The sequence below is a fragment of the Pseudomonas sp. MPB23 genome, from assembly GCF_046605395.1.
GTDB lineage: Bacteria > Pseudomonadota > Gammaproteobacteria > Pseudomonadales > Pseudomonadaceae > Aquipseudomonas.
Genome location: NZ_CP176771.1, coordinates 3921206 through 3943788, shown reverse-complemented (window position 1 = coordinate 3943788; position 22583 = coordinate 3921206). Strand labels below are relative to the sequence as shown.

The 22583-nt window shown below is 61.2% G+C and carries 16 protein-coding genes and 4 pseudogenes; 4 read left to right on the top strand and 16 right to left on the bottom strand.

Going from position 1 to position 22583, the window contains the following annotated elements; translation table 11 throughout:
* Positions 1 to 8: 8 nt before the first annotated feature.
* A complete protein-coding gene (locus ACLH0J_RS17885; protein WP_411388377.1) occupies positions 9 to 1013 on the bottom strand; it encodes a HupU protein in 1005 nt (334 codons plus the stop codon).
* Positions 1010 to 2470: a sigma-54-dependent transcriptional regulator gene (locus tag ACLH0J_RS17880; protein WP_411388376.1), complete on the bottom strand. Its 1461-nt coding sequence runs from the start codon at positions 2468 to 2470 to the stop codon at positions 1010 to 1012. The genes ACLH0J_RS17885 and ACLH0J_RS17880 overlap by 4 nt, the downstream gene beginning before the upstream one ends.
* A gap of 440 nt (positions 2471 to 2910) precedes the next feature.
* On the opposite strand from ACLH0J_RS17880, the gene ACLH0J_RS17875 reads away from it, so the two are divergent.
* On the top strand, positions 2911 to 3429 hold the full coding sequence (locus ACLH0J_RS17875) for an isochorismatase family protein (RefSeq protein ID WP_411388375.1): 519 nt from the start codon (positions 2911 to 2913) through the stop codon (positions 3427 to 3429).
* A gap of 240 nt (positions 3430 to 3669) precedes the next feature.
* On the opposite strand, the gene ACLH0J_RS17870 is transcribed toward ACLH0J_RS17875, so the two are convergent.
* Complete coding sequence (locus tag ACLH0J_RS17870) at positions 3670 to 5025, bottom strand: FAD-dependent monooxygenase (protein WP_411392855.1); 1356 nt, start codon at positions 5023 to 5025, stop codon at positions 3670 to 3672.
* Here ACLH0J_RS17870 and ACLH0J_RS17865 point away from each other — a divergent pair.
* A pseudogene (locus ACLH0J_RS17865) lies at positions 5022 to 5807 on the top strand (AMP-binding enzyme); the annotation flags it as partial. The gene ACLH0J_RS17870 and the pseudogene ACLH0J_RS17865 overlap by 4 nt on opposite strands.
* A gap of 168 nt (positions 5808 to 5975) precedes the next feature.
* Here the strand turns inward: ACLH0J_RS17865 and ACLH0J_RS17860 are convergent.
* The 13 genes and pseudogenes from ACLH0J_RS17860 to ACLH0J_RS17800 all read right to left on the bottom strand — a co-directional run bounded on the left by ACLH0J_RS17860 (position 5976) and on the right by ACLH0J_RS17800 (position 19395).
* A pseudogene (locus ACLH0J_RS17860) lies at positions 5976 to 7042 on the bottom strand (protein-glutamate methylesterase/protein-glutamine glutaminase).
* Complete coding sequence (locus tag ACLH0J_RS17855) at positions 7039 to 7560, bottom strand: chemotaxis protein CheD (protein ID WP_411388374.1); 522 nt, start codon at positions 7558 to 7560, stop codon at positions 7039 to 7041. The pseudogene ACLH0J_RS17860 and the gene ACLH0J_RS17855 overlap by 4 nt, the downstream one beginning before the upstream one ends.
* Positions 7553 to 8356 carry a CheR family methyltransferase gene (locus ACLH0J_RS17850; RefSeq protein WP_411388373.1) on the bottom strand — a complete coding sequence of 268 codons (804 nt, stop codon included), beginning with the start codon at positions 8354 to 8356 and terminating at the stop codon, positions 7553 to 7555. The genes ACLH0J_RS17855 and ACLH0J_RS17850 overlap by 8 nt, the downstream gene beginning before the upstream one ends.
* 21 nt (positions 8357 to 8377) lie before the next feature.
* Positions 8378 to 8902, bottom strand: a complete 525-nt coding sequence (locus ACLH0J_RS17845; RefSeq protein WP_411388372.1) for a chemotaxis protein CheW — start codon at positions 8900 to 8902, stop codon at positions 8378 to 8380.
* A 55-nt stretch (positions 8903 to 8957) separates the two neighbouring features.
* Positions 8958 to 9464 carry a chemotaxis protein CheW gene (locus tag ACLH0J_RS17840; protein ID WP_411388371.1) on the bottom strand — a complete coding sequence of 169 codons (507 nt, stop codon included), beginning with the start codon at positions 9462 to 9464 and terminating at the stop codon, positions 8958 to 8960.
* A 3-nt stretch (positions 9465 to 9467) separates the two neighbouring features.
* A complete protein-coding gene (locus tag ACLH0J_RS17835; protein ID WP_411392854.1) occupies positions 9468 to 10529 on the bottom strand; it encodes a methyl-accepting chemotaxis protein in 1062 nt (353 codons plus the stop codon).
* Between the two features lie 57 nt (positions 10530 to 10586).
* A pseudogene (locus ACLH0J_RS17830) lies at positions 10587 to 11615 on the bottom strand (MCP four helix bundle domain-containing protein); the annotation flags it as partial.
* Between the two features lie 23 nt (positions 11616 to 11638).
* Complete coding sequence (locus ACLH0J_RS17825; RefSeq protein ID WP_411388370.1) at positions 11639 to 13786, bottom strand: chemotaxis protein CheA; 2148 nt, start codon at positions 13784 to 13786, stop codon at positions 11639 to 11641.
* A gap of 4 nt (positions 13787 to 13790) precedes the next feature.
* On the bottom strand, positions 13791 to 14108 hold the full coding sequence (locus ACLH0J_RS17820; protein ID WP_411388369.1) for a lipid asymmetry maintenance protein MlaB: 318 nt from the start codon (positions 14106 to 14108) through the stop codon (positions 13791 to 13793).
* A gap of 33 nt (positions 14109 to 14141) precedes the next feature.
* Entirely contained in the window at positions 14142 to 14510 is a 369-nt protein-coding gene (locus tag ACLH0J_RS17815; RefSeq protein WP_010563050.1) for a response regulator, read from the bottom strand.
* 13 nt (positions 14511 to 14523) lie between these two features.
* A pseudogene (locus ACLH0J_RS17810) lies at positions 14524 to 15132 on the bottom strand (methyl-accepting chemotaxis protein); the annotation flags it as partial.
* A gap of 733 nt (positions 15133 to 15865) precedes the next feature.
* The gene (locus ACLH0J_RS17805) at positions 15866 to 16495 is read right to left on the bottom strand and encodes a response regulator (protein ID WP_411388368.1); all 630 of its coding nucleotides are present in this window, start codon (positions 16493 to 16495) and stop codon (positions 15866 to 15868) included.
* Complete coding sequence (locus tag ACLH0J_RS17800; protein ID WP_411388367.1) at positions 16495 to 19395, bottom strand: PAS domain S-box protein; 2901 nt, start codon at positions 19393 to 19395, stop codon at positions 16495 to 16497. Before ACLH0J_RS17800 ends, ACLH0J_RS17805 begins: the two co-directional genes overlap by 1 nt.
* A 409-nt stretch (positions 19396 to 19804) precedes the next feature.
* Here ACLH0J_RS17800 and ACLH0J_RS17795 point away from each other — a divergent pair, with 409 nt between their 5' ends.
* Positions 19805 to 20926 (top strand): PAS domain-containing protein, encoded by a 1122-nt coding sequence (locus ACLH0J_RS17795; protein WP_411388366.1) that lies wholly within the window; start codon positions 19805 to 19807, stop codon positions 20924 to 20926.
* Positions 20923 to 22377, top strand: a complete 1455-nt coding sequence (locus ACLH0J_RS17790; RefSeq protein WP_411388365.1) for a sigma-54 interaction domain-containing protein — start codon at positions 20923 to 20925, stop codon at positions 22375 to 22377. The genes ACLH0J_RS17795 and ACLH0J_RS17790 overlap by 4 nt, the downstream gene beginning before the upstream one ends.
* Positions 22378 to 22583 lie beyond the last annotated feature (206 nt).

Below are 22583 nucleotides of genomic sequence, written 5' to 3'. Positions count from 1 at the left end.
GCAAACTCCTAACGGCGTGGGGTGCGCACCGACGGCGCGATCACCGCGTGATCGGACGTCGCATTCTGCTTGACGCGCTTGGGGGTGGCGGATTTGGACAGCGCCGACAGCGCGACGAACCAGGCCTTGGGCATGTCGATGGGCAGGCCGATGGGAATGCCCGCCAGTTTCGGCGTGCGCTGAAAGGCGTGCCCCGGTTCTTCGAAGCCCGGTGCGGTGCAGTTGATGCAGGCAAACCCGCCACGGGTGCAAGAGCCCTCACCGTTCCACAGGCGGGTATTGCAGTCGCCGTGGGCCTGGGTGCCTTTGCAGCCGAGGTTTTCCATCATGCAGCCCAGGTCCGAAGGTTTTTCCGCACTGGCTTTGTATTCATAAAACTCGTTACGTGTGCAGCCCTGGTGCACCAACTGGTCGGCGTAGAAACGCGGACGCCCGATGATGTCCAGATCGGCCTCGGCGAACAGCCCGGCGGCCAGCGCCATCAAGGTGTCGGTCACCCAGCCAGGGTGTGTGGGGCACCCGGCGACGTTGATCACCGGCAAGCCGCGCAACGACCGATAATCGGCGCCCAGCAGGCCGCCGCGATGTTCACCGTCAAATTGCAGGCCGCAGGCGTCGGTCGGGTTGCTGCCCGCGGCGGTGATGCCTCCGTAGGCCGCGCAGGTGCCGATACCCAAGGTGTATTGGGCCACCGCCGCGAGTTTGCGAACCCAGTCGATCATCGGCGCATCGGTACCCGCCAGCATATGAAAGCGTCCGGTGCCGTGCGGGCCGCGCAGCAATGAGCCTTCGATGCACAAGGCATCGAGCCGGGTGCGACCGTGCAGGCAGTCCTGCAGGATATCCAGCACCTGATCGCCACTTTCAAGGGACAGCGACGGATGCCAGAGCAACTCGATGCCCGCATTGCGCCACATCGCGGAAAAATCCTGGGTGTCAGCGCACAGCAAGGACATGTTGCAACCGCCGCAACCGCCCGACTGCAACCACAGCACTCTGAATGGGGTGTTCATCGGGCTTCCTCCAGGCCAAGACGGCGCAATTTCTGGCGCAGGCCCACGCGCGACAAGCCCAGTTCACGGGCTGCATGGGTTTTGTTCCAGCGGTGACGCAGCAGCGATTCCTTGAGTATGGTCGCTTCGATCGCGTCCAGTTGTTCTTGCAGTGTGCCGGTGGGTGGTGAAAGCCGTACGTCGTTGGTGTTGCGGCTCTGGCCTTGCATGACGCGCCAGGAAAACGAATGCGCACCGATTTGCGCGCCTTCCGACAACGCGGCGGCACGGTAGATTTCGTTGCGCAACTCGCGAATATTGCCAGGCCATGGATAACCGATCAGGCTCGCCAGGGCATCGTCGGCGAAGTGCAGACCCGGCAGGTCCAGTTCCAGGCGGGCATCGTCCAGCAGCTTTTTGGCGATGGGCATCAGGTCGGCGGTACGCTCGCGCAACGGCGGCAGGCCCAGGCTGACCGTAGATAAGCGGTAATACAGGTCGCTGCGGAAACGTCCGGTGGCCACATCCTGCTCCAGATCGCGATGGGTCGCCGCGATCACCCGCACATCCACGCGTACCGTGTTCGAGGCCCCGACCGGGCGCAACTCGCCTTCTTGCAAGACGCGCAACAACTTGACCTGAAAGGCCGGCGAGGTGTCGCCGATTTCGTCGAGCAGCAAGGTGCCGCCATTGGCACGCTGGAACAGCCCGATGTGATCCTGATGCGCACCGGTGAAGGCGCCGCGCTTGTGCCCGAACAACTCGGACTCCAGTAAGGTATCGGGCAACGCCGCGCAGTTCTCCATGACGAAGGCATTGCCCGCGCGTGGGCTGGCGTAATGAATGGCACGGGCCAGCAACTCTTTGCCGGTGCCCGATTCGCCCAACAGCAGCACCGACAAATCATAGCGAGCGACCCGCGCGGCCAACTCACAGACGGCATCCAGCGGACCGCCGGGACTGCGCACGATGCGCGAGAAATCGAAGGTATCGCGTACCCGCTCCAAGGTTTCGCGGCTGCGGCGGCGCAGCGCGGGCGTGCCGGCGCGCAGTTCCAGGTCCAGTCGCTGCATATGGTTTTGCAGCGATTGGCTTTCGACCGCGTTGCGCACGGTGTTGAGCAGGTTTTCCGGAAGCCAGGGTTTGAGCAGGTACTGATAGATACCGGCCTGATTGACGCCCGCGATGATGTCTTCCGAATCGGTGTAGCCCGACAGCACGATGCGCACCACATCCGGCCAGCGCTCGCGCACTTCCTTGAGAAACTCGATACCGCTGACATGGGGCATGCGCTGGTCGCAGAGGATCACCGCCACCCCATGCTGTTCAAGGAGTTCACGGGCTTGCGCGGCAGACTCGGCCAGCAGGACCTGGAATTCCTGATCGAGTACCCGGCGCAACGATTCGCGCGAACGTAGCTCATCGTCCACTACCAGGATCACGGGTAAGTCGGATTGCGAGTCAAATGGGGAGGTCATGAGTCAGCGAAAGGCAAATTATGGGGTTTCATTGCAACATTAATGTTGTAACGAGTCGTGGCGCCGATGGTAGCACGGTGCCAAAACGGCACGCGGGTTTTCCTTTTTTTGGGGGGCGTCACGACAACAAATAAACGTAGTGATACCGGCTTACTCAGCCTGCCTGAGTCAAACCAGACCTGATGTTCGTAGACTCACACTATCGGGTCCGCCAAAAGCACTCACTCCAAGAGCCAGGCTTGTCAGCGCGCGGCGATATTGCTAGTGTCGATTTATGACTAATTATTTCCTCACCTCGACGACCACCACCACGACCGCTGAAAGCGGAGCGTGCGAGGTGTCGTGAGCCAATAGCAGACGAACTTCAAAGGCCCGCCAGCGATGGACAGGGCCTTTTTCATGCCCTTGTGTCGCTGACTCAAACGCAAGGAGATGCCCCCATGTACGCCCTGTTGATACTCGATATCCAAGTCGGGCTTGTTCACGGCCCGGAAAAACCATGGCGCTGTGAAGCGTTGTTGGAAACAGTGAATACCCTGATGGAAAAGGCACGCAGCGCTGGCGCTCCGATTTTTCTTGCGCGTCACATCGGGCCCGCTGGTTCCCCAATCGAACCAGACAGCCCGCTGACGAAGATTGCGCAAGAGCTCAAGCTGCTGGGTGGCGAGGTGGTATTTGAAAAGCGGCGGCCCAACGCTTTTGAAATGACCGACCTGGCGGAGAATTTGCGCGCTCGCGAGGCTACCGGCGTGGTCATCACGGGCATGAAAACTCAATACTGCGTCGACAGCACCTGCCGTGCTGCTCGGGATCTTGGCTTCGATGCGGTACTCATCGCCGACGGTCATACCTGCTCAGACACGCCACTGATGAAAGCCAAAGACATCGTGGCTCATCACAATGCAACGCTTGACGGGCCGTTCTGCCAGTTGGTTCGGGCTGAAGCGTGGCGTTTCTAGCAGAACCAGGGACGATGGTACCGTCGCAGACTAGATCAACTCCGCCGTCGGACAGGCGTGCGCCCGCTGATGGGGCGGCAGTTGATCAACCTCACGGGTACGCTGCGTCGGTACCTCTTTGAGACAGAACACCATCGCCCTTAAATCGGGCGCTCGGTAAGCGTGTTTGCCGGTCGCCTACCGATAGTGTTTAAAACGGCTGTCGCAAGTGTCCAGCCTTGGGGAAATGGAAGCCCCCCTTCACTCACCACTGAAGATCGGACGCAAGAACGCCTCCAACGCCTCATATCCGTCCAAGGGCAACACATGGGCGATGAACTGATCCGGTCGCACGAGCACCATGGCGCCACGCTCACGATCAATGCCGCGTAACGCAAATACATCCACAGTGCTGTCTGGGGTGAAGACCTTCTCATAGTCAATCAACCCGTATCGTCCTTTTCGTGGCAGCAGAAACGCAGGCAGATCTTCCAGACGCAATGTACGGTGAGGCTGCTGGAAAATCGCCCGTACATCGAGAATGCCGTCTATCTCAGGGCTTAGGGCGGCGATTCGGCGCAACAAGGGGGACGCGGCTTCGCTCAAGAGATTGCATAGACCGCGTAGCGCTGTCTGCTCCCTGTCAGAAAAGGCATAGAGCGTCCAACGACCATCCGCACAGGCCGTGTGTCCCAAATGAACAGGTTTGGCGTCTGCCAGACGAATGACAGGTGCCGAGTGGAAGCGGGTTCCAACGAGCAAGCCCTCAGCCAGATGCTGCCAGTGCCCCTCCCCCGTCAGCAATCCCGGCGTGTAGCGTGTTGCCACACCGGCCGTATAACGCCCGGCGCGCACAAAATAGGCTTGCACTTGGGCGGGATCGATTCCGCTGGAGTCGGGGTTATGAGGGTCCTTTGGCCGGCCACCCATCAGCGCCGCCCAGTGCTTGTCGAAGTTGATCAGCTCCTGAGCGACTGGCTGACGCTCTTGCGTGTAGGTCGCCAGTAGCGAGGCCTCACTGCGCCCCTCGAGTACTGCCGCAATCTTCCAACCGAGGTTGTACGCGTCTTGCATAGACACGTTCATGCCCTGGCCAGCCTTGGCACTGTGCGTATGGCAAGCGTCACCGGCAATGAAAACCCTGGGTTCACGCTCATCACCCTGCTGATCCAGGGAGTCATCAAAGCGATCGGTCAGACGTTGCCCTACTTCGTAGACCGAGGACCAAGCGACTTCCTTCACCTCCAGCGTGTAAGGATGAAGAATGCTCCGTGCGATCGAGACCATCTGCTCGATACCGGTCTGTCGAATGGATTGACGATTGCCCTCATCGACAACGCCAAGATCGACATAGAAGCGCACGAGATGCCCGCCTTCGCGAGGAATGATCAGAAGATTGCCACCCGTCGCGGACTGAACAGCGGCTTTGAGACGAATATCGGGAAAATCGGTGACCGCCAATACGTCCATCACGCCCCAGGCATGGTTGGCCGCATCTCCGCGCAGGTGTTGCCCGATCGCGCCCCGCACCACACTGCGGGCACCATCGCAACCGACCACGTACTTGGCTCGAATCCGGCGCGTCTGCCCCTCGTGACCGGGATCGGTGCGGCGCAGGCTCGCCGACGGCTTATCGCTTGCTGATCGCCGAGGGCGCCACCTTCGCCGACGCCGTCCGCGGCCGCCTGCGTGTCGTCAGCAGTGCCGGAGAGCCGCTCAACCCGCAAGTCATCCGCTGGTTTGCCGAACACCTCGACGTGGTCATTCACGATCATTACGGCCAGACAGAAATCGGCATGGTGTTGTGCAATCACCACCAACTGCATCACCCGGTACGTGAGGGCTCGGCGGGTTATGCGGTTCCCGGCTACCGGATCGTGGTGCTGGATGAGGCGCATCGGGAGTTGCCGTCGGGTCAGCCGGGCGTGCTGGCGGTTGATCGCGAGCGCTCGCCGCTGTGCTGGTTCGACGGCTACCTTGGCATGCGTACCCAGGCGTTTGTGGGGCGCTACTATTTGAGCGGCGATACGGTGGAGCTCAATGACGACGGCAGTATCAGTTTCGTCGGCCGCAATGATGACGTGATCACCACGTCCGGCTATCGCGTCGGGCCTTTCGATGTCGAAAGCGCCCTGATCGAACACCCGGCGGTGGTCGAAGCGGCGGTGATCGGCAAGCCCGACCCGCAACGCACCGAGCTGATCAAAGCCTTTGTGGTGCTCAACAGCCAGTACCTGCCCAGCGTCGAGTTGGCCGAAACACTGCGCCTGCATGTGCACCAGCGCCTGGCCGCGCATGCCTACCCCCGGGAAGTGGAGTTCGTCGAACAATTACCCAAGACCCCCAGTGGCAAGTTGCAGCGATTCATTTTGCGTAACCAGGAAATTGCCAAGCAATAAAGACACTGCCTGAGAGGGGCAGGATTGGCGGCCGATCCGTCACGGAGACTGCCTGGGCTATCCGGTGCTTCACCGAGCCGGATAGCCGCTGATAAACCCTGCCAAGGCCGTCTAGAAACCCTGAATTCAAAAGCCTCGGCGCGTTTAACTATTCAGCCCTGCGCACCATCAACGCCGCTGATGCATGGCGTTCAGAATCGCCGCTGAAATATGTTCAAGCGGCAACTCACGCTCCACCGCCCCCAGCTTGAACGCCTCCTTGGGCATGCCATACACCACGCAGGACTCTTCATCCTGGCCAAGGGTGCGGGCGCCGTTGTCGTGCATTTCCTTCAGGCCACGGGCGCCGTCGTCGCCCATGCCCGTCATGATGATGCCCAAGGCGTTGCCACCGGCACTGCGGGCGACGGAGCGAAACAGCACATCAACCGAAGGCCGGTGTCGGCTGACAGGCGGGCCGTCGACGATTTCAACCTGGTATTGGGCGCCGTTGCGCTTGAGCAACATGTGCCGGCCTCCGGGGGCGATCAAGGCGCAACCGGGTATCACGCGGTCGCCGTTTTTGGCTTCTCTGACCTCAATCTCGCACAGCCGATTGAGGCGCTCGGCAAATGCCGCGGTGAAGTGTTCGGGCATGTGCTGCACGATCACGATGCCCGGACAGACCCGCGGCAAGGCGGTCAACACCAGCTCCAGCGCTTGGGTGCCGCCGGTGGAGGTGCCAATGGCGACAATGCTCTCGGTGGTGCGCGCCATCGCCTGAGTGCCGGCAGGCAGAATCACATCGGCATTCAGTCTTGCGGGCGGGCGGTGGATGGCACCATCCGTTTCATATTGGCCTTGGCGGCGGCCTTGACGGCCCCCGCCAGTTCTTCGGAACTGTCGGTCAGGAACTGGCGCAGGTTCAGCTGTGGCTTGGTCACGATGCTGACGGCACCGGCCGCCAGGGCTTGCATGGTGGTGGCCGCGCCCTTCTCGGTCAATGTGGAGCAAATGACCACCGGCGTGGGGTGTTCGGCCATCAGTTTCTTGAGGAACGTGATGCCATCCATTCGCGGCATCTCGACGTCCAGCACAATCACATCCGGCCATTGCTTGTTCATTTTGTCCATGGCGAACACCGGGTCCGCCGCCGCGCCGATCACTTCAATGGCCGGGTCTTGTCCCAGGGTCGCCGTCAGCACTTGGCGGACCACTGCGGAGTCGTCAATGATCAGAACTTTGATGGGGCTCATGTCGCACGCTCTCCGTGAGGGCTGCCGAGGGGTCGCTGCAGGGCCAGGTAATTGAGTTCGATGTTGCCATTGGCCAGATCGAACACCACGGTTCGATACCCCACGCCTTCCACATGGAGGTTGTGACACGGCAAATGATGCAGGTCGAGCAGTCGCCTGGCTTGCTCGACATTGCGTTGCCCGACGTAGTGATTGTCCGGGCGCACCAGCCCGGGAAACATGTTCCCACCGCCATACACACTGACCCTGAACTCCGTCGGCTGCGCCTTGGCCGCGCGCATCTGGCCGATCAACAACTGGAGCGCCTCATCGCCATAACGACCGTCCAGAACCCGCGAGTTCGCCACCGCACGCTTGGGTAGCAGGTAGTGACACATGCCCCCCAACAAACGCTGGGGGTGCCAGAACACCAGGGCAACGCACGAGCCCAGCACCGTACGCAGCCGGATCGAACCCGAGCCGAAAAACCATTCGCCGGGATTCAGGAAAACCTCGCGGGGGCGTCGGATTTCAGGCATGTGGCCTCCGGTAGATGGAAGGCTTGACCAGTCGCAGCTCATCAGTCACGCCATTGAGGCTTTCCGAATGACTGACCAGGAAATAACCGCCGGGCTTGAGGTGGCTGACCAGGCGCTTGACGACTTGCACTTTGGTGTCGCTGTCGAAATAGATCATCACGTTGCGCAGGAAAATCACATCGAACATGCCCAGCTTTGGCAGTGGATTGTTCAGGTTGATGGCCTGGAAATCGATCCGCGATGCCAGTGCCGGCTCGACCATGAAGCACCCGTGGTTGGTGCCGATGCCCTTGAGGCAATACTTGTTCAGCAGTGCTTCGGGGATCCCGCGCGTCGCCTCCAGCGGGTAGCGCCCCTGGCGGGCCTTGTCCAACACCCGGCTGCTGATGTCCGACGCCACGATCTCCCAGGGCCGGCCGGCGAGGTTGTCCGCCAGGACCATTGCCAGGGTATACGGCTCTTCGCCGGTCGAGCAGGCACCGCTCCAGACACGCAAAGTCCCGCTGCCGCGCAGTTCGGGCAGTGCGACATCGCGCAGGAAATCAAAATGCTTGGGTTCGCGGAAAAAATAGGTTTCGTTGGTGGTCAACATATCGACCGCCACCTGTAATTCCGTCGCGTCATTCATCAACACCTTGTAGTAAGCCCCGTAGGTATTGAGCTTGAACACTTGCAGTCGCTTGGCGAGACGGGCGCTCACCAACTGTTTCTTGGCATCGGACAGGCTGATGCCCGCGATCTGATGAATGAGGCTGCGAAACTGCTGGAATTCGGCGTCGGAGAGAATCACGTTCATAAATACATTCCCAAAAAAGCATCAGGCGGTTGAAGGCACCAGGGACTCGAGGTTTGCCAGCACATCAACCTGTTCCAGGGACAACACGCGACCGATATCCAGCAACAGCACGAACCCGCTGTCCAATTTGCCGATGCCCAATAGAAAGTCGGCCCTGACATCAGTGCCGAAATCCAGCGAAGGTTCGATAGCCTGATCGGCGATTTCAAGCACCTCGCTGACCGCATCCACAATGATGCCCACGGGCTTGCGCACGCAATCGGTCTCGACTTCGAGGATCACAAAGCACGTCTTGGGCGTCTGCACCGTGCGCTCGCCGCGAAAGCGCACGCCCAGGTCCAGCACCGGAACCGCAGCACCGCGCAGGTTGATCACACCGCGGATGCTGGGGGGCAACAACGGCACGCTGGTGATCGGCCCGTACTCGATGATCTCTCGCACATTGAGCGTGCCGACGGCGAACATCTCATCCCCCAGCTCGAAGGTGAGGTACTGGCTCGGACTGGCGGCAGTGGCCTTGCCTGGACTTTCAGTAGATAGCGCCATGATTCACCTCGGATCAATTACCTTGCGGTCGCGCCAGGAGGCGCGACCATTCGCGTCACGCTTTCATCAAGCCGGCCATCTCATCGACACACAAGACATGCTCGATTTGCAGCAGCGTGACAAACTCCCCGCGCACCTTGGTCATCCCCCGGATGAAGTCGGTGCGAATATGATTGCCGAAGGCCGGGGCGGGCTTGATATCGCTGTCGAGGATCTCGATCACTTCGCTGACCGAGTCCACCACCACCCCCAGCACCTGGGACTCGCCCTCCTTCGCCGCCTCCAGAATGACGATGCACGTACGGGCGCCCAATTGCGTCACCCCCTTGCCGAACCGGGCCTTGAGGTCCACGACCGGCACCACCGAACCACGAAGGTTGATCACCCCCCGCAGGAACGCCGGCATCATCGGCACGCTGGTCACCTGGCTGTATTCGATGATTTCGCGAACACTCAGGGTGTTGACCGCATACATCTCCTGATCCGCCAGGAAGGTCAGGTATTGCAGGGGCTCATCGACGGGTGGCTCAAACGTGCCCGGCATAACGGCTGAGGCACTCATGGGTCAACTCCCGAAGCGGACGAAACCGCCATCCGCCGAGCGGCTTTCGGCATCCGGCAGGGACGCCGAACGACTGTGGCTGGGCATCGCCATAGCCCGCCCGGCACGTTTGCTTTGTACGGTGAAAAAGCCCATGAGCTCCTGCAACTGCTCGGCCTGGCCACTCATTTCCTCGGCCGTTGCCGCCAGCTCCTCGGAGGCCGATGCGTTTTGCTGAGTCAACTGGCTCATCTGCGACATTGCGCTGTTGATTTGCTCGGACCCGATGGACTGTTCTTCCGAAGCGGCGGCGATTTCCTGGACCAGATCCGAGGTCTTGGCGATCGACGGCACAATCTCGTCGAGCAGGTTGCCCGCCCGTTCGGCCAGGGCCACGCTGTTCTTGGCCACTTCACTGATTTCCTGCGCGGCAATCTGGCTGCGCTCGGCCAATTTGCGCACTTCTGCCGCCACGACCGCGAACCCTTTGCCGTGCTCGCCGGCACGCGCCGCTTCGATGGCCGCATTGAGCGCCAACAGGTTGGTCTGGTAGGCGATGGAATCGACGATGCCGATTTTTTCGGCGATGGTCTTCATCGCCGCCACGGTGTCTTTCACCGCGCGACCGCCTTCGGACGCTTCCTTGTTGGCTTTGCCGGCCATGCCATCGGTCACCTTGGCGTTTTCGGTGTTCTGGGAAATCGACGCCGACATTTGTTCCATCGATGCCGACGTCTGTTCTACCGACGCGGCTTGTTCGGAGGCCGACTGCGCCATGCTTTGGGCGGTGGCGGAGATTTCTTCGGAGGCGCTGGACAGCGAATCGGCCGAACCGCGCACTTCACCGATGATTTCCGAGAGTTTTTCCACGGTGCCATTGACCGAGTTCTTCAGCTCCAGGAACTTGCCCTGGTAGTCGCCGCCGATGGTCCGGGTCAGGTCGCCGTTGGAGATCGCCGACAACACTTCCATGGCTTCGGTGATCGGCACGATGATCGCATCCAGCGAACCGTTGATCCCCAGGATGATGCGGCGGAAGTCGCCCTGATGCCGAGTGGCGTCAGGCCGGGTATCGAGCTTGCCAATCAGTGCGCTGTCGCTGATCTGACGCGTGTCCTCGACCAGGGCCAGGATGTTGGCCCGCAGTTGCTCGATGTTTTCGTTGATAAAGGCTTTTTTGCCGGGGAACTGCTCCAGGGGCGCCGACAGATCGCCTTCGCCGAAAGAGCGGATGCACGCCATGGCTTTTTTCTTGACCGCAATGTGGCCGTTGACCATCTCGTTGATGCCCTGGGCCATGGAGCGGTAACTGCCATGGAAGCGGCCCGTGTCGATCTGTGCGTCGATCTCGCCCTTGTCATGGTCACTGGACATATGGTCCATCTCCACGATCAATTCATGCAGGCACGCGCCCAACTGCTGCATGCTCGCCATCAGGCTGGTGGTGTCACCCTGCTTGAGCGTCACCTTGGCATTCAGCTCGCCGGCGGACAACCGCGCAGCGAAGTCTCGAACCACCGACGGCTCGGCGCCCAATTGACGCATCAGGCTGCGCCCCAGCAATGTGCCGATCAGCACGGTTGCCAGCAGCGTCAGGCCGCTGACCAACAGGATGATGCTGCGCGCATTTTTCTCGGTGGCGGTGGCGAGCACCTGGCCCTTGCGCCCCAGTTCCAGGTTGTATTCGCGCAGGTCGTCGATGGCCTTCAGCGCCGCGTTCTGCAAGGGCTGGCTGGTCTCGATCAGGGTGCGGGCGGAGGCTTGATCACCGCTGCCGATCAACTTGTCGAACTGTGCCTGCAACGCGGCAAACTCGCCCAAGTTGCCCTGCAGTTGCTTCAACAGCGTCGCGTCATGATCGTCGGAGACCAGTGCGGCCTGATAGTGATCCAAGGCTTTGCTCATCTCGCCTAACTGCTGCGCCACGCTTTGTTCGTAGTTCGGCAGAGCATTTTTTTCGCTCGCGTTCAGACGTTGCCATTTCAACGCATGAAGGCTGGTGATAGCCGCTGCGGCGCGGTCGATGTCCAGCAAGCTGGGCACTGTATTGACGTTGGCATAGCTGGCGCTCGTATTGATTTCACCGGCCAGGTAAAGGCTGGTGCCACCCAACACGGCGACACCCAGCATTGCCGTAAAAACCAACAGCATGATGTTTCTGATAACGGTCATGGCGAGGAACTCCTGATGACGCTTCATTGAGTCGATGAAAGATTTGGGATCGAACGGTGAGTGGCGTCCTTGGCAACGTGTCCTAACAGATTGGGTATATCCAGAATCAGGGCGACAGCTCCGCTGCCAAGAATGGTGAACCCGCCCAACCCATGGGCGTCACCAAACACTTTGCCCAAGGGTTTGATCACGGTTTGAAACTCCCCCTGCAAGCGATCGACCACCAGGCCGGCACGCATGCCGGCGTATTGCACGACGACCACGTTTTCGCGGTTACCTCCAGGTTCTTGCACCTCAAACATGTCCCGTAGCCGCAAGATCGGTAACACATCGCCCCTGAGGTCCAGGTAGCCGGTTTCCGCCACCTGCTCCGGCGCCAGCTCAATGCACTCCTCGACCATGTTCAGCGGGATGACATAAGAGGCCTTGCCCACACCGATCAGAAAACCGTCGATGATCGCCAGCGTCAGCGGCAGACGAATCCGCACCGTGGTGCCCTGCCCTTCTTCGCTCTCGAGACTTACACTGCCGCGCAAAGCCGTGATGTTGCGCTTCACCACGTCCATGCCCACGCCGCGGCCCGACAGGTTGCTGACCTGCTCGGCGGTGGAGAATCCCGGTTCGAAGATCAAATTCAGGATGTCTTTGTCCGCCGGTTGCTGGCCGTCCCCCACCAGGCCGCGCTCGCGGGCCTTGGCCAGAATCTTGTCTTTGCCCAGGCCGCCGCCGTCGTCCGACACCTCGATCACGATGCTGCCGGATTCGTGATAGGCATTCAGGCGCACCGTGCCCTGGGCGGGCTTGCCGCGTTGCAGGCGAATGGACGCGGCCTCGATGCCATGGTCCATGGCATTGCGCACCAGGTGCGTCAGCGGGTCGCCGATACGTTCGACGACGGTCTTGTCCAGCTCGGTCTCGCCCCCGCCGATGCGCAGCACGATGTCCTTGCCCAGCTCTTTGGAGACATCCCGCACCACCCGCTGGAAGCGCGTGAATGTCGCGCCAATCTGCACCATGCGCAGGGTCAATGCCGAGTCGCGTACCTCCTCCACCAACCGCGATAACAGACTGGTGGCCTCGATCATCTCGCCAATCCCGCTGCGCACCGCCACCAGGTTGGCGCCGGCCCCGGCGATGATCAGCTCACCGACCAGATTGATCAGTTGATCCAGCTTGGCGGCATCGACCCGGATCAGATTGCCTTCGTTGCTCGCCGCCGCTTTGCCGGCCTTGATCGACGGCGCGATGGAATCCTGCAATGCATCAAGCTCGCCGCGCAGTTCGGTCGGGGCTTGCTCCCCCTCGTGGGCGACGAGCAAGGCCTGGGCCTCGGTCAATGTGCCGCAACGGACCAGCAGTTCGAGCAATACCGCATTGTCTTCGGGCAACGCGTCGATATGCGCACGACAGGCTTGGGCAGTGGCTTGCGGGGCGAGGATCTGCACGATTGCGTCGTCGCGGACAAAATCAAAGGCGCCGTCGATGACTTCCCGCGAGGCCTGGCTTTCCAGGGCGAGCTCAAACCCCAGGTAGTTGCTTTCCGGGTCCATCGACGCCATCGGCGGCAGCGACTCGAAGAGTGTGACGGTATTGAGCAAGCGCCCCAACGTGCCCAGGTAACGCAGGAACGCCAGGGGGTCCATGCCATTGCGCAATACGTCCGGGCCAAAGCGCAGCGACAAATGCCAGTGGCCGGGAACGCCCTCCTGGTCATCCGTCGACGGCGTACCTTGAGGCGGGGTCGATGCGGTTGGCGGCGAACCTTCCAGGTACATCCCGAGCCGTTCGCCCAGGCGCTGGCCCTGAACCTGCAACGGTTCTTCCAGGCGATCGAGGTGGCCATCCTCGGCCAACAGGTCGATCAACTGGCCGATATGGTCACGGGCGTCGAGGAACAATGCGCTCAACGCCTCGTCGACGCGCACTTCCAGGCTGCGTACCCGATCCAGGACGCTTTCGGCGACATGGGTGAATTCAACGATGGGCATCAAGCCGAACAAGCCGGCCGAGCCTTTGATCGTGTGGGCCACGCGAAACAGGCCGTTGATGGTGTCCAGATCCTGCGGCGAACGCTCGATCTGCAGCAGCGCATCTTCCATTTGCAGCAGCAGCTCGCGGCTCTCGGCGATGAAGGTCTGCAGCACGTCATCCATGTTCATGGGCTGGGCCATACGGTCATGCTCCAGCAGACAGGGGGAAAGAGGCATTGGCGAAGTAGTCGTCAAGGCCGCTGAGCCGTATGGCTTCGATCACGGTGGGGCTGGGGTTGCTCAACAGCAACTGTGTGCCCTCCATGAGCGACTCGCGCTTGATGAGGATCAACAGTTGCAAGCCGGCGCTGTCCAGTTCATCGACATTGGACAAGTCCAACTCGACTTCATGGGCCAGGGGAAACAACGACAACAACACGTCTTTTTGTTCACTGGCGGTGTAGATCGTCAGGGGGCCTTCCATGACCTGGATTCGACGCAGCATCGGGACTGTGCTTTTCATGGAAACCTCCTGGCCAGCAGTCGCTGGTCATCGCTATGGCAGGATCAACTTGGAGACGGCGGTGAGCATTTGTGCAGGCTGAAAGGGCTTGACCATCCACGCCTTGGCGCCGGAGGCCTGGCCTTGCTGCTTCATCGCATCACTGGCTTCGGTGGTCAGCATGATCACCGGGGTGAACTTGTAGGCCGGCAGCAACTTGGCGGCCTTGACGAAACTCAGGCCATCCATGTTGGGCATGTTCACATCACTGACAATCAGGTGGATTTTGCGGCCGTCCAGCTTGCTCAGTGCGTCGCGGCCATCACAACCTTCGATCACGTCGTAACCCGCGCCTTTGAGCGTGATGCTCACCACCTGACGGATGGAGGCGGAATCGTCGACGATCAGAATGGTTTTGCTCATCGGAAAAACTCCTCTAGAAAAAGGTGATGTCGCTGGCCTCGGCCTTCACGTGGGTTTTGCCACCATGAATGACGTGTTGCTCGGGCATCGTGTAAGACGTCGAAAGCTCTTGCAGCCAACGCTCACTGGTCAGCGGCGCAAGGGTGTGGCCGCTCTGGCTCGATGCCTGGCGCGCGTCCAATTGCTGCTGCAACTTGTCCAGGTCGCGGGTGATCAGCGTCAACATCTGGCTGACGCGATCCTGAAACTGCAGGGCGACCAACACCTGGGCAATCTCGTCGGCGACGTTGGCGCTCTGCTGTTGCAGGTCGTGGCTGTTGCGCACGAGGGTCTGGGCGGTACCGCGAAAATGTTCGATGACCTGCGAGACCACGCGCTCCGAATCGGCGAGGGTCAAGGTGTCTTGTTCGGCGTGGTGGCGGGACATTTGCACCGTACGGGCGATGGCCGCGTTGACGGTGGCAACGGTTTCGCTGATCTTGCGCCCGGTCTCGCCGGACATGCTCGACAACTTGCGCACCTCGTCGGCCACCACCGCAAACCCTCGCCCCGCCTCACCGGCCCGCGCCGCTTCGATGGCGGCATTAAGGGCCAGCAAGTTGGTTTGACTGGCGATGTCGCCGACAAACTTGGCCATCTGCTGGAGCTGCTCGGTGAAGCCGGAGAGTTGCAGGACTTCCTTGAGCTCGCTCTCTTTATTCGAGAGCGCGGCGCGCAGGGCCAGGACGATGGAGTTGAGGTCATGCTGGCCAACTTCCAGCAAGTCGACCAAGTGTTGGGAAGCGTCTTGCCCCCCATGGCTGGTCACGCTGTGGCTGATGTTCGACGACAGCGCGCCAAAGCGTTCGCTGAGCTTGAGGATCGATGTTTCGCTGATCAACCGGGCGGCATCTATCTGCCGGGACCAGATCGGCAGCACGCCCAGGCATACGCCTGACAGGCCGTTATCGACGGCCAGTGTCGCCGAGGCCACGGCCGGTTGATCGAGCCGCAGGCTGTTCCACTGCGCCTGGTAGCGCCTGTTGGCCCAGAGACCCAGACCGATACACAGCGCCAGCAACAGGCTCCCCGCGCCTGCCGCCAACGCGCTGAAGCCGTTGCTGTAGGCAATCGCAAGACCGCCGAGCAGACCGGCCAAAGCCACGGAAAACAGGGGCAAGGCAGCCGAAGGGGGGGTGGTCTGTTGGCTCAAGGTCGGTCTCCCAGTCAGAGCCTCTCATCGCCGGTTGATCGGCAGTTCGAGTGCTTGAAGGGAATACTGGCCTAATAATGGCACCGCAACCATCAGACCATCCCGATTCTGGGGTAGGGATAACGGGAAGGCGGGTAGGAAAATCCCTACCCGAGCGGGTCGATCACGAAATCCCCAAGGTCATGGCGAAGCGAACGATGTCCGCCGTCGAGCTGAACCCCATCTTCTCCATGAGCCGAGTCTTGTGGGTACTGACGGTCTTGTTGCTGATGACCAGTTGCTCGGCAATCTGGTTGACGCTCATGCCATGCGCCAGCAAGCGCAGAATCTGGAATTCGCGATCGGACAGGCTTTCAACGTAGGTCTGTTGCTTCAAGCCACTGCTTTGCAGGGCGATCTGCTCCGCCAGGGCCGGGTCCAGGTAGCGTTGACCGCTGACCACGCGGCGCATGGCAACCAGCAGGGTCTCGGGGTCGCGATCCTTGGTGAGATAGCCCAGCGCACCGGCGCGCAATGCGCGTTGTGCGATGTGGATTTCGTTATGCATGCTCAACACCAGGATCGGCAGCTTCGGGTACTGGGAATGCAGCCGCGCAATCAGAATTTCGCCGCTGATGCCCGGCATATTCATATCGAGCAGCAGCAGGTCGATCTCCACCTGGCGTAACAGTTCGATCAACTGCGTTCCACTCTCGGCTTCGGCCACGACTTGCACATCGGCCACCAGGGTAAACAGCTGTTTGAGTCCTTCGCGCATGATGGTGTGGTCATCGGCGATCAACAGGCGAATCATCAATATGGATCCTTGTGCATCGGAATGAACGCCTGCACCGTAGTGCCGTGTCCGGGATGGCTGAAAATAATCACTTTGCCGCCCAGCATCAGGCCACGCTCACGCATCCCGGCCAGCCCCAGGGTCTGGTGCTTGACGGCTTCCGGGTCGAACCCCTTGCCGTTGTCCTGGACCTCCAGCAGCCAGTGGGTTTCCTGCGGGATGAGGGTGACGCTGACCTGCGTCGCTTCGGCGTATCGCGCAATGTTGGTCAGCGACTCCTGCACGATGCGAAACGCGGCGGTGACATGGGTATCGGGGAGCGTCAGGGGAATCGAAGGCAGGTGCAACACACAGGGAACCCGGGTCAAGGTGACGAATTGGGCTGTCAGCCATTCAAGGCCGGACACCAGCCCCAGGTTCAACGCCGACGGGCGCAGGCTGGTGGAGACGTCACGCACGACCTGGATCGTCTTATCGGTCAGTGCCATCAGCCGCTCGACCTGCGGGGTAAGCTCGGGTGTGGTGGCACCGAACTGAAACCTCAACAGGGAGATGCCCATGCGCAAGGCCGTGAGGTGCTGGCCGAGTTCGTCATGGATCTCCCTGGCGATCAGTTTGCGCTCCTCTTCCCGTGCCGTTTCCCGACGGGTCGACAGATCGCGCAAGTGCGCATTGGATTTGGCCAGGCGCCGTTCGGCGGCGCGCAGCTTGGAAATATCGCGTCCCACCGCCAACACGCTGACGACCCGCTGGCCGTCAACCTCTGGAACAAAGTGGATCAGCACCACTTTGGGCGCGGTGGTCAATCCCGAGAGGCGGAATTCTTGCTCCGTCGCTTTGTTTTCATGAATCACTTGGGCGACCAGTTCGCGAAACAGCTGGGCTTGATGATTCCCCGGCGCCACAGCGTCCATGGGCATTCCCACCAGCTCCGGCCCCGCCCCGCCCAGCCAGGTTCTCAACCGTGCATTGACGTAGAGCACTTCGCCATGGGCACTCAAGCGCGCGACCGCGTCCGGGCTGTTTTCGACCAGTGTGTTGATGTCGTGCTGGCGTTCGAGTTCTTTCTGGCGGGCCCTGGCCAACTGGGTGATGTCACGGCTGATCACCAGGATCTGTGGAGCCTGGCGCGCCGAGTCCAGCACCGGTACCAGGGTCAAGTGCAGTTGACGCACGTCGTGGCGCAGCACCATGCCCTCATCGGATTCCACCACCCGCCCGGCAGCCGTGCAGCGTTCGCACAGCGCCTGGATTTTTTGCGCGCTCAACCGACCAAAGATCGACGCCAGGGACTCACCGATCACCTCGGCATGCGCTTTGCCCAGCGCGCGCAACAACGTGGGGTTGACCTCGACACACCGCAGGCAACCGTCCGGGGTCATTTCCAACAGGCAAAGCATGTCCAACGTGTGGTCGAAAATATCCCGGTAACGACGCTCGCGCTCGCGCAGTAACGACGCTGATCGCCAGCGTTCGATCGCGATCGCCGCAATGTGACAGGTTTGGCGCACGCGCTGGATATCGCTCTCATCCGGCGCGCAGCCAGGCGACTGGGACAACTCGAACGTGCCAAGGACGTGCCCTTGTTTGTCGATGATCGGCTCGGACCAGCCCGCAGCAGGACTGTCAGCAGCCGGCGCCGCAAAATCCTCATGCGGCGCCGACTCAGGGCCGTGCGGCTCTACGAGCTGGACTGCGCAGGAGCGATGGGGCAAGGCCAATTGCAGATAGCCCACCAGTAACGCCAGCGTTTCCTCCAAGGACGCACCTGTCGCCATTTTTTCGAAAATGCCCAAGCGTGCGTCTTCCAGGACTTGTTGCTTGCGCAGCTCCGTAATGTCGTGGGCCAGGGCCAGCACGCCGATCACCTCGCCGGTCTGGCTGCGCTCGGCCGTCAGGCTGACCGCACAACTGACGAACTCAGCGCTGCCCGCGAAGGTCCAGCTATCCAAAAATTGCGCGGTTTCGCCGGTCGCGACCACATGGCGCAGTTGGTTGAGGTAGTCCCCGGCATCCGCTGCCGGGCTCGCGCCGATCGACTCCTCAGCCGACATGCCGGTCAAGAGCAAAAATGTCGGATTGACGTAAGTGCGCAACAGGTTGCGATCGTAACGGACAATGATGTTGGGGGAGTTTTCCGCGAGGGTGAGAAATTTGAGTTCGCTGCCCATCAGCGTTTCACGAAGCTGCCAGTTCTCGGTGATGTCCTCCAGTTGGGAGACAAAACACATCGGCTGCCCCTGATCGTCCCGGACCAGTCCCACCGTCAAGCGCACCCACACCACCCGCCCGTCGCGATGAATATAGCGTTTATGCAACGTAGCCCCAGCCCTTGCTCCGCGCTTGAGTTCGTCGATCAACTGCTTGCCGACCTCAAAGTCGTCGGGGTGGGTCAGGGCCATGAACGTGGTGGCTTGCAGTTGTGCTTCGCTATACCCCAGCAGCGTGCAAATGACCCCATTGGCCCGTAGCCAACGACCGTCCAGCGACACCAGCGCCAGGCCGGTACCGGAGGAGTCGAAAATGGACCGCAGGGGAATGTCCGCGAAGCGTTCGGTACTGGATGGCGGGGACGACGGTTGCGGGTCGGCAATGACCTCGACAATAAAATAATCGTCGCGCCACACCGTCAGGGAAATGTCCAGCCGGCACAAGCCCGTACTCAGCGCGGCGAAACGAGCGTGGGGTTTTCCCGCGGCGCCTGCTTCCAGCGCGGCGTCAAAAAGCCAATGGTCTTCGGACCGCAGAAGGGAAACAAACGCGCTGCCCACAGCCGGGCAAACACCCGTATGGATGTGCAGATCTGCGAACGCGGGATTGACAGCGACCACCCGTGCGTCGCGATCCAATGCGACAACCGCAACGGACAGGCAGCCGAGCACGCTCTCGAGGGTTTGCAATCGTTCATCGTCAGCCATTGCCTGCGCGCGGCAAATCATACTTCCCTGCACTTCCATTCAGCCTACCCGTTGTCTATCTCGTTTTAAGCAGGTCTTCAGCGTCAGCATCCGGATGCTCTGGTCGAACTGTAGCTCACTATCAGGCTTCAAAAAGCTTGCGCACAATACCACCACTGATTGTGTGGTGATCTTTCTATTTTGGTCCGCCGGCTGCGGTGCATCCAAATGGATTGAATGGTCGCCTGGCCCTCGGCGCGCACCTGTCGACCCGCCGATGGGTGGCGCTGCAATTTCGACAATCTGTGCTGCAATAATGCAACGCCTGGAAGACTTGATCGCCCTGTCGCCCCTGAGAACGCGGCCGCGGGGAGTTGGCACATATTGTGCGATTCCATTCATTTGTTCATCTCTTCGGCCTGGGCCCACCATGCAAATACTTCAAACGCTTGCTGACCGAGGCGTCTTTCACACCTGTTCTGTCGCCGAGAATGGGCAGCTCCTCAATGCCTCGGCGTCGTTGAGCGACCAGTTGGGCTATGGGGCCGCCGAACTGCGCAATGTCAGAATAGAAAGGATCTTCTCGGCCGAGTCCGTACTTCTGCTGCACAACCTTTTTGCGTGTCCGCCGCCGGATGAAAAACTGCATCACCTGGAACTGACCTTGATCCGCCACGGCAATAGCCTGTATCCGGTGCTTGCCAGCGGCCTGTTCGAGTGGGGTGAGGCGCGCGTTCCGAGCGTTCATCTGGCACTCATGCCGCTGGGGCCGTTGAATCACCGTCTGAACGAACTGCAGAACGCCAACGAAGTCATGAGCCAGATGCTCTATAGCGCCAAGGTCGCCTATTGGTGCATCGAATGGCTCGACCCCGTGGACGTCACCGACACGCCCGACGAGGTGGTCCGCCAGGTGTTCGAGAACCGCTCCCACTGGCGCATGTGCAACCGTGCCATGGCCGAAGTCTATGAGATGCCGGCGGACGTCGACTTCAACCAACAGCCAGTGCGGCTCTATTGGCCGCGCAGCCCGGCCAACGAGGAGTTCGTGCGCCGCCTGGTGGAAACCGGCTTCTGCGTCGACGGTGCGCTCTCGGTGGACCGTCGCCACGATGGCTCCCCCGCCTATGTGGAAAATGACGTGCGCGCCAGCATCCACAACGGTCAGTTGTCGCGCATGTGGGGCAGCATCCGCGATGTCAGCCAGGAACTGCGGGTGCAGCACGACGCCGAGCAGCGGATCGACGCGTTGCGCCGGGTGTTCGACGCCGTGCCCGACGCGGTGGTGGTGATCGACGAAGCCCTCCAGCCGCAATGGCGCAACGCCGCCTTCGAACACACCTTTGGCATCACCCAGGGTGCCGGCATCGCCCGCGCGCTGCTGGATCAGTCACTGCCCGAACGCACCTGGCGCAGCGTGCAGCTCCCGGACCTGAGCGGGCGGCACCAACGGTACAACGTCCATTGTTCGCGCATTCTCATGCAGGAAGGCGTGGCCTGGAAGGTCGCTGTGCTGCGGGCGGCCCGACACAGCAGTGAGTTGCATCCATGATCGAGAAGACGCTTCTGCCATCCTTGAAAATGGGCATGCGCTCCTCGGTGAACGTCAGCAGCGACGTGCTCTGCGCACTCTTGGAAACCCCGGCCTTGCATGCGCTGCTCGACAGCTTCAGCGAGGCGATCATCCTCTGTGACGGCGAATCGCGGGTGCGCTTCCTCAACCTGGCCGCCGAGCGGGTGAACCGCCTGTCCCGCCAGGAGGCGATCGGCCTGCCCACGGTCGAATTTTTCCAGCGCTCCGCCTTGAGCTTCGACGACTTCCAACAGGCCGTGGGCCGTGGCGCCACGCGCGCGCTGACCCGCTCGCGCGATGGCCGGATGTTCCTCACCAGCAGCCAAGCGGTGCCTACCGGCGCCTACGAGAAGCCTTACACCCTGTTGGTCCAGCATGACTTCGAAGGCCGCGAGAGCCAGCGCCGCCCAGCGCAACCGGCGTTCGCCCCGGCGCCGGACAACGGCTTGGGCGACCCACAGGACAACGCCCTGCACCTTTCGCCGCTGCTCTCCAGCATCGCCGACACCGGCGTGCGCGCCTTCCGCCGCCGCGCCCGTCTGCTTCTGCTGGGCGAATCCGGCGTCGGCAAAACCGCCATTGCCCGGCACATCCACCGCGCCGCCGGCTGGGGCGACCGCCCCTTCATCCACGTCAACTGCGGCAGCATCCCCGACAGCCTGTTCGAGTCCGAAATGTTCGGCTATGAGCGCGGCGCCTTCACCGGCGCGTTGCAGGGCGGCAAGCGCGGCTATATCGAGAGCGCGTCCGGCGGCACCCTGTTCCTCGACGAGATCGGCGAAATCCCCCTGCATGTGCAGGCCAAACTGCTCAAGTTTCTCGAGGACGGCACGATCCAATCGGTGGGCTCGCCCCTCTCCAAGACGGTTCAGGTGCAAGTCATCGCCGCCACCAACAAGGACCTGCGCCGCCTGGTGGAAACCGGGGAATTTCGCGCCGACCTCTACTACCGACTGGCGGTGTTGCCGATCGAAATCCCGCCGCTGCGCCAGCACCTGGAAGACTTGCCGGTGCTCATGGATATCCTCCTGATGCGCATCAACCGCGACCGCCAGCCCACCTTGCGGCTCGCCAACGGCTGTCGCCAGCGCCTGATGAACTACGACTATCCCGGCAATATCCGCGAGTTGGTGAATGTCTTCGAACGCCTGGCCGTGCTGGCGGACGAAGAAGCCCAGGAACACCACCTGCCCCCGGAATTGCTCGGCCTCGCCGCCCCGGTCTTCGCCCGCCCCGCCACGGAACGGGTAGAGCCGCAAAGCCTTGCGCGGTCCGACGAGGAAGCCGGCGACCCGCTCAAGGTCCAGGTGCAACGCTTCGAGCGCCAGATGATCCTGCAGGCGGTGCAGAGCCAGGGCAGCAAACGCAAGGCCGCGCAGCAGCTCGGCATCGACGTCGGCACCCTGATCCGCAAGCTGCAACGCGACTGATCCCAAAGGCACAGGGATGTGCCAGGTGCTGCCGTTGTTCCTCCCCGTGTCTCCCCCAGCGCTGCGAGAATGCCAACAAGGCATTTCATTTCTGCCTACATCACACCCCACCAAAAAATAAAAACCCTTTACTTTCAACACGTTAAGTAATTGGCACAGTCCATGCTCCAGTGAACTGCACCCCATCCACTTGAGTGGGTCATTGC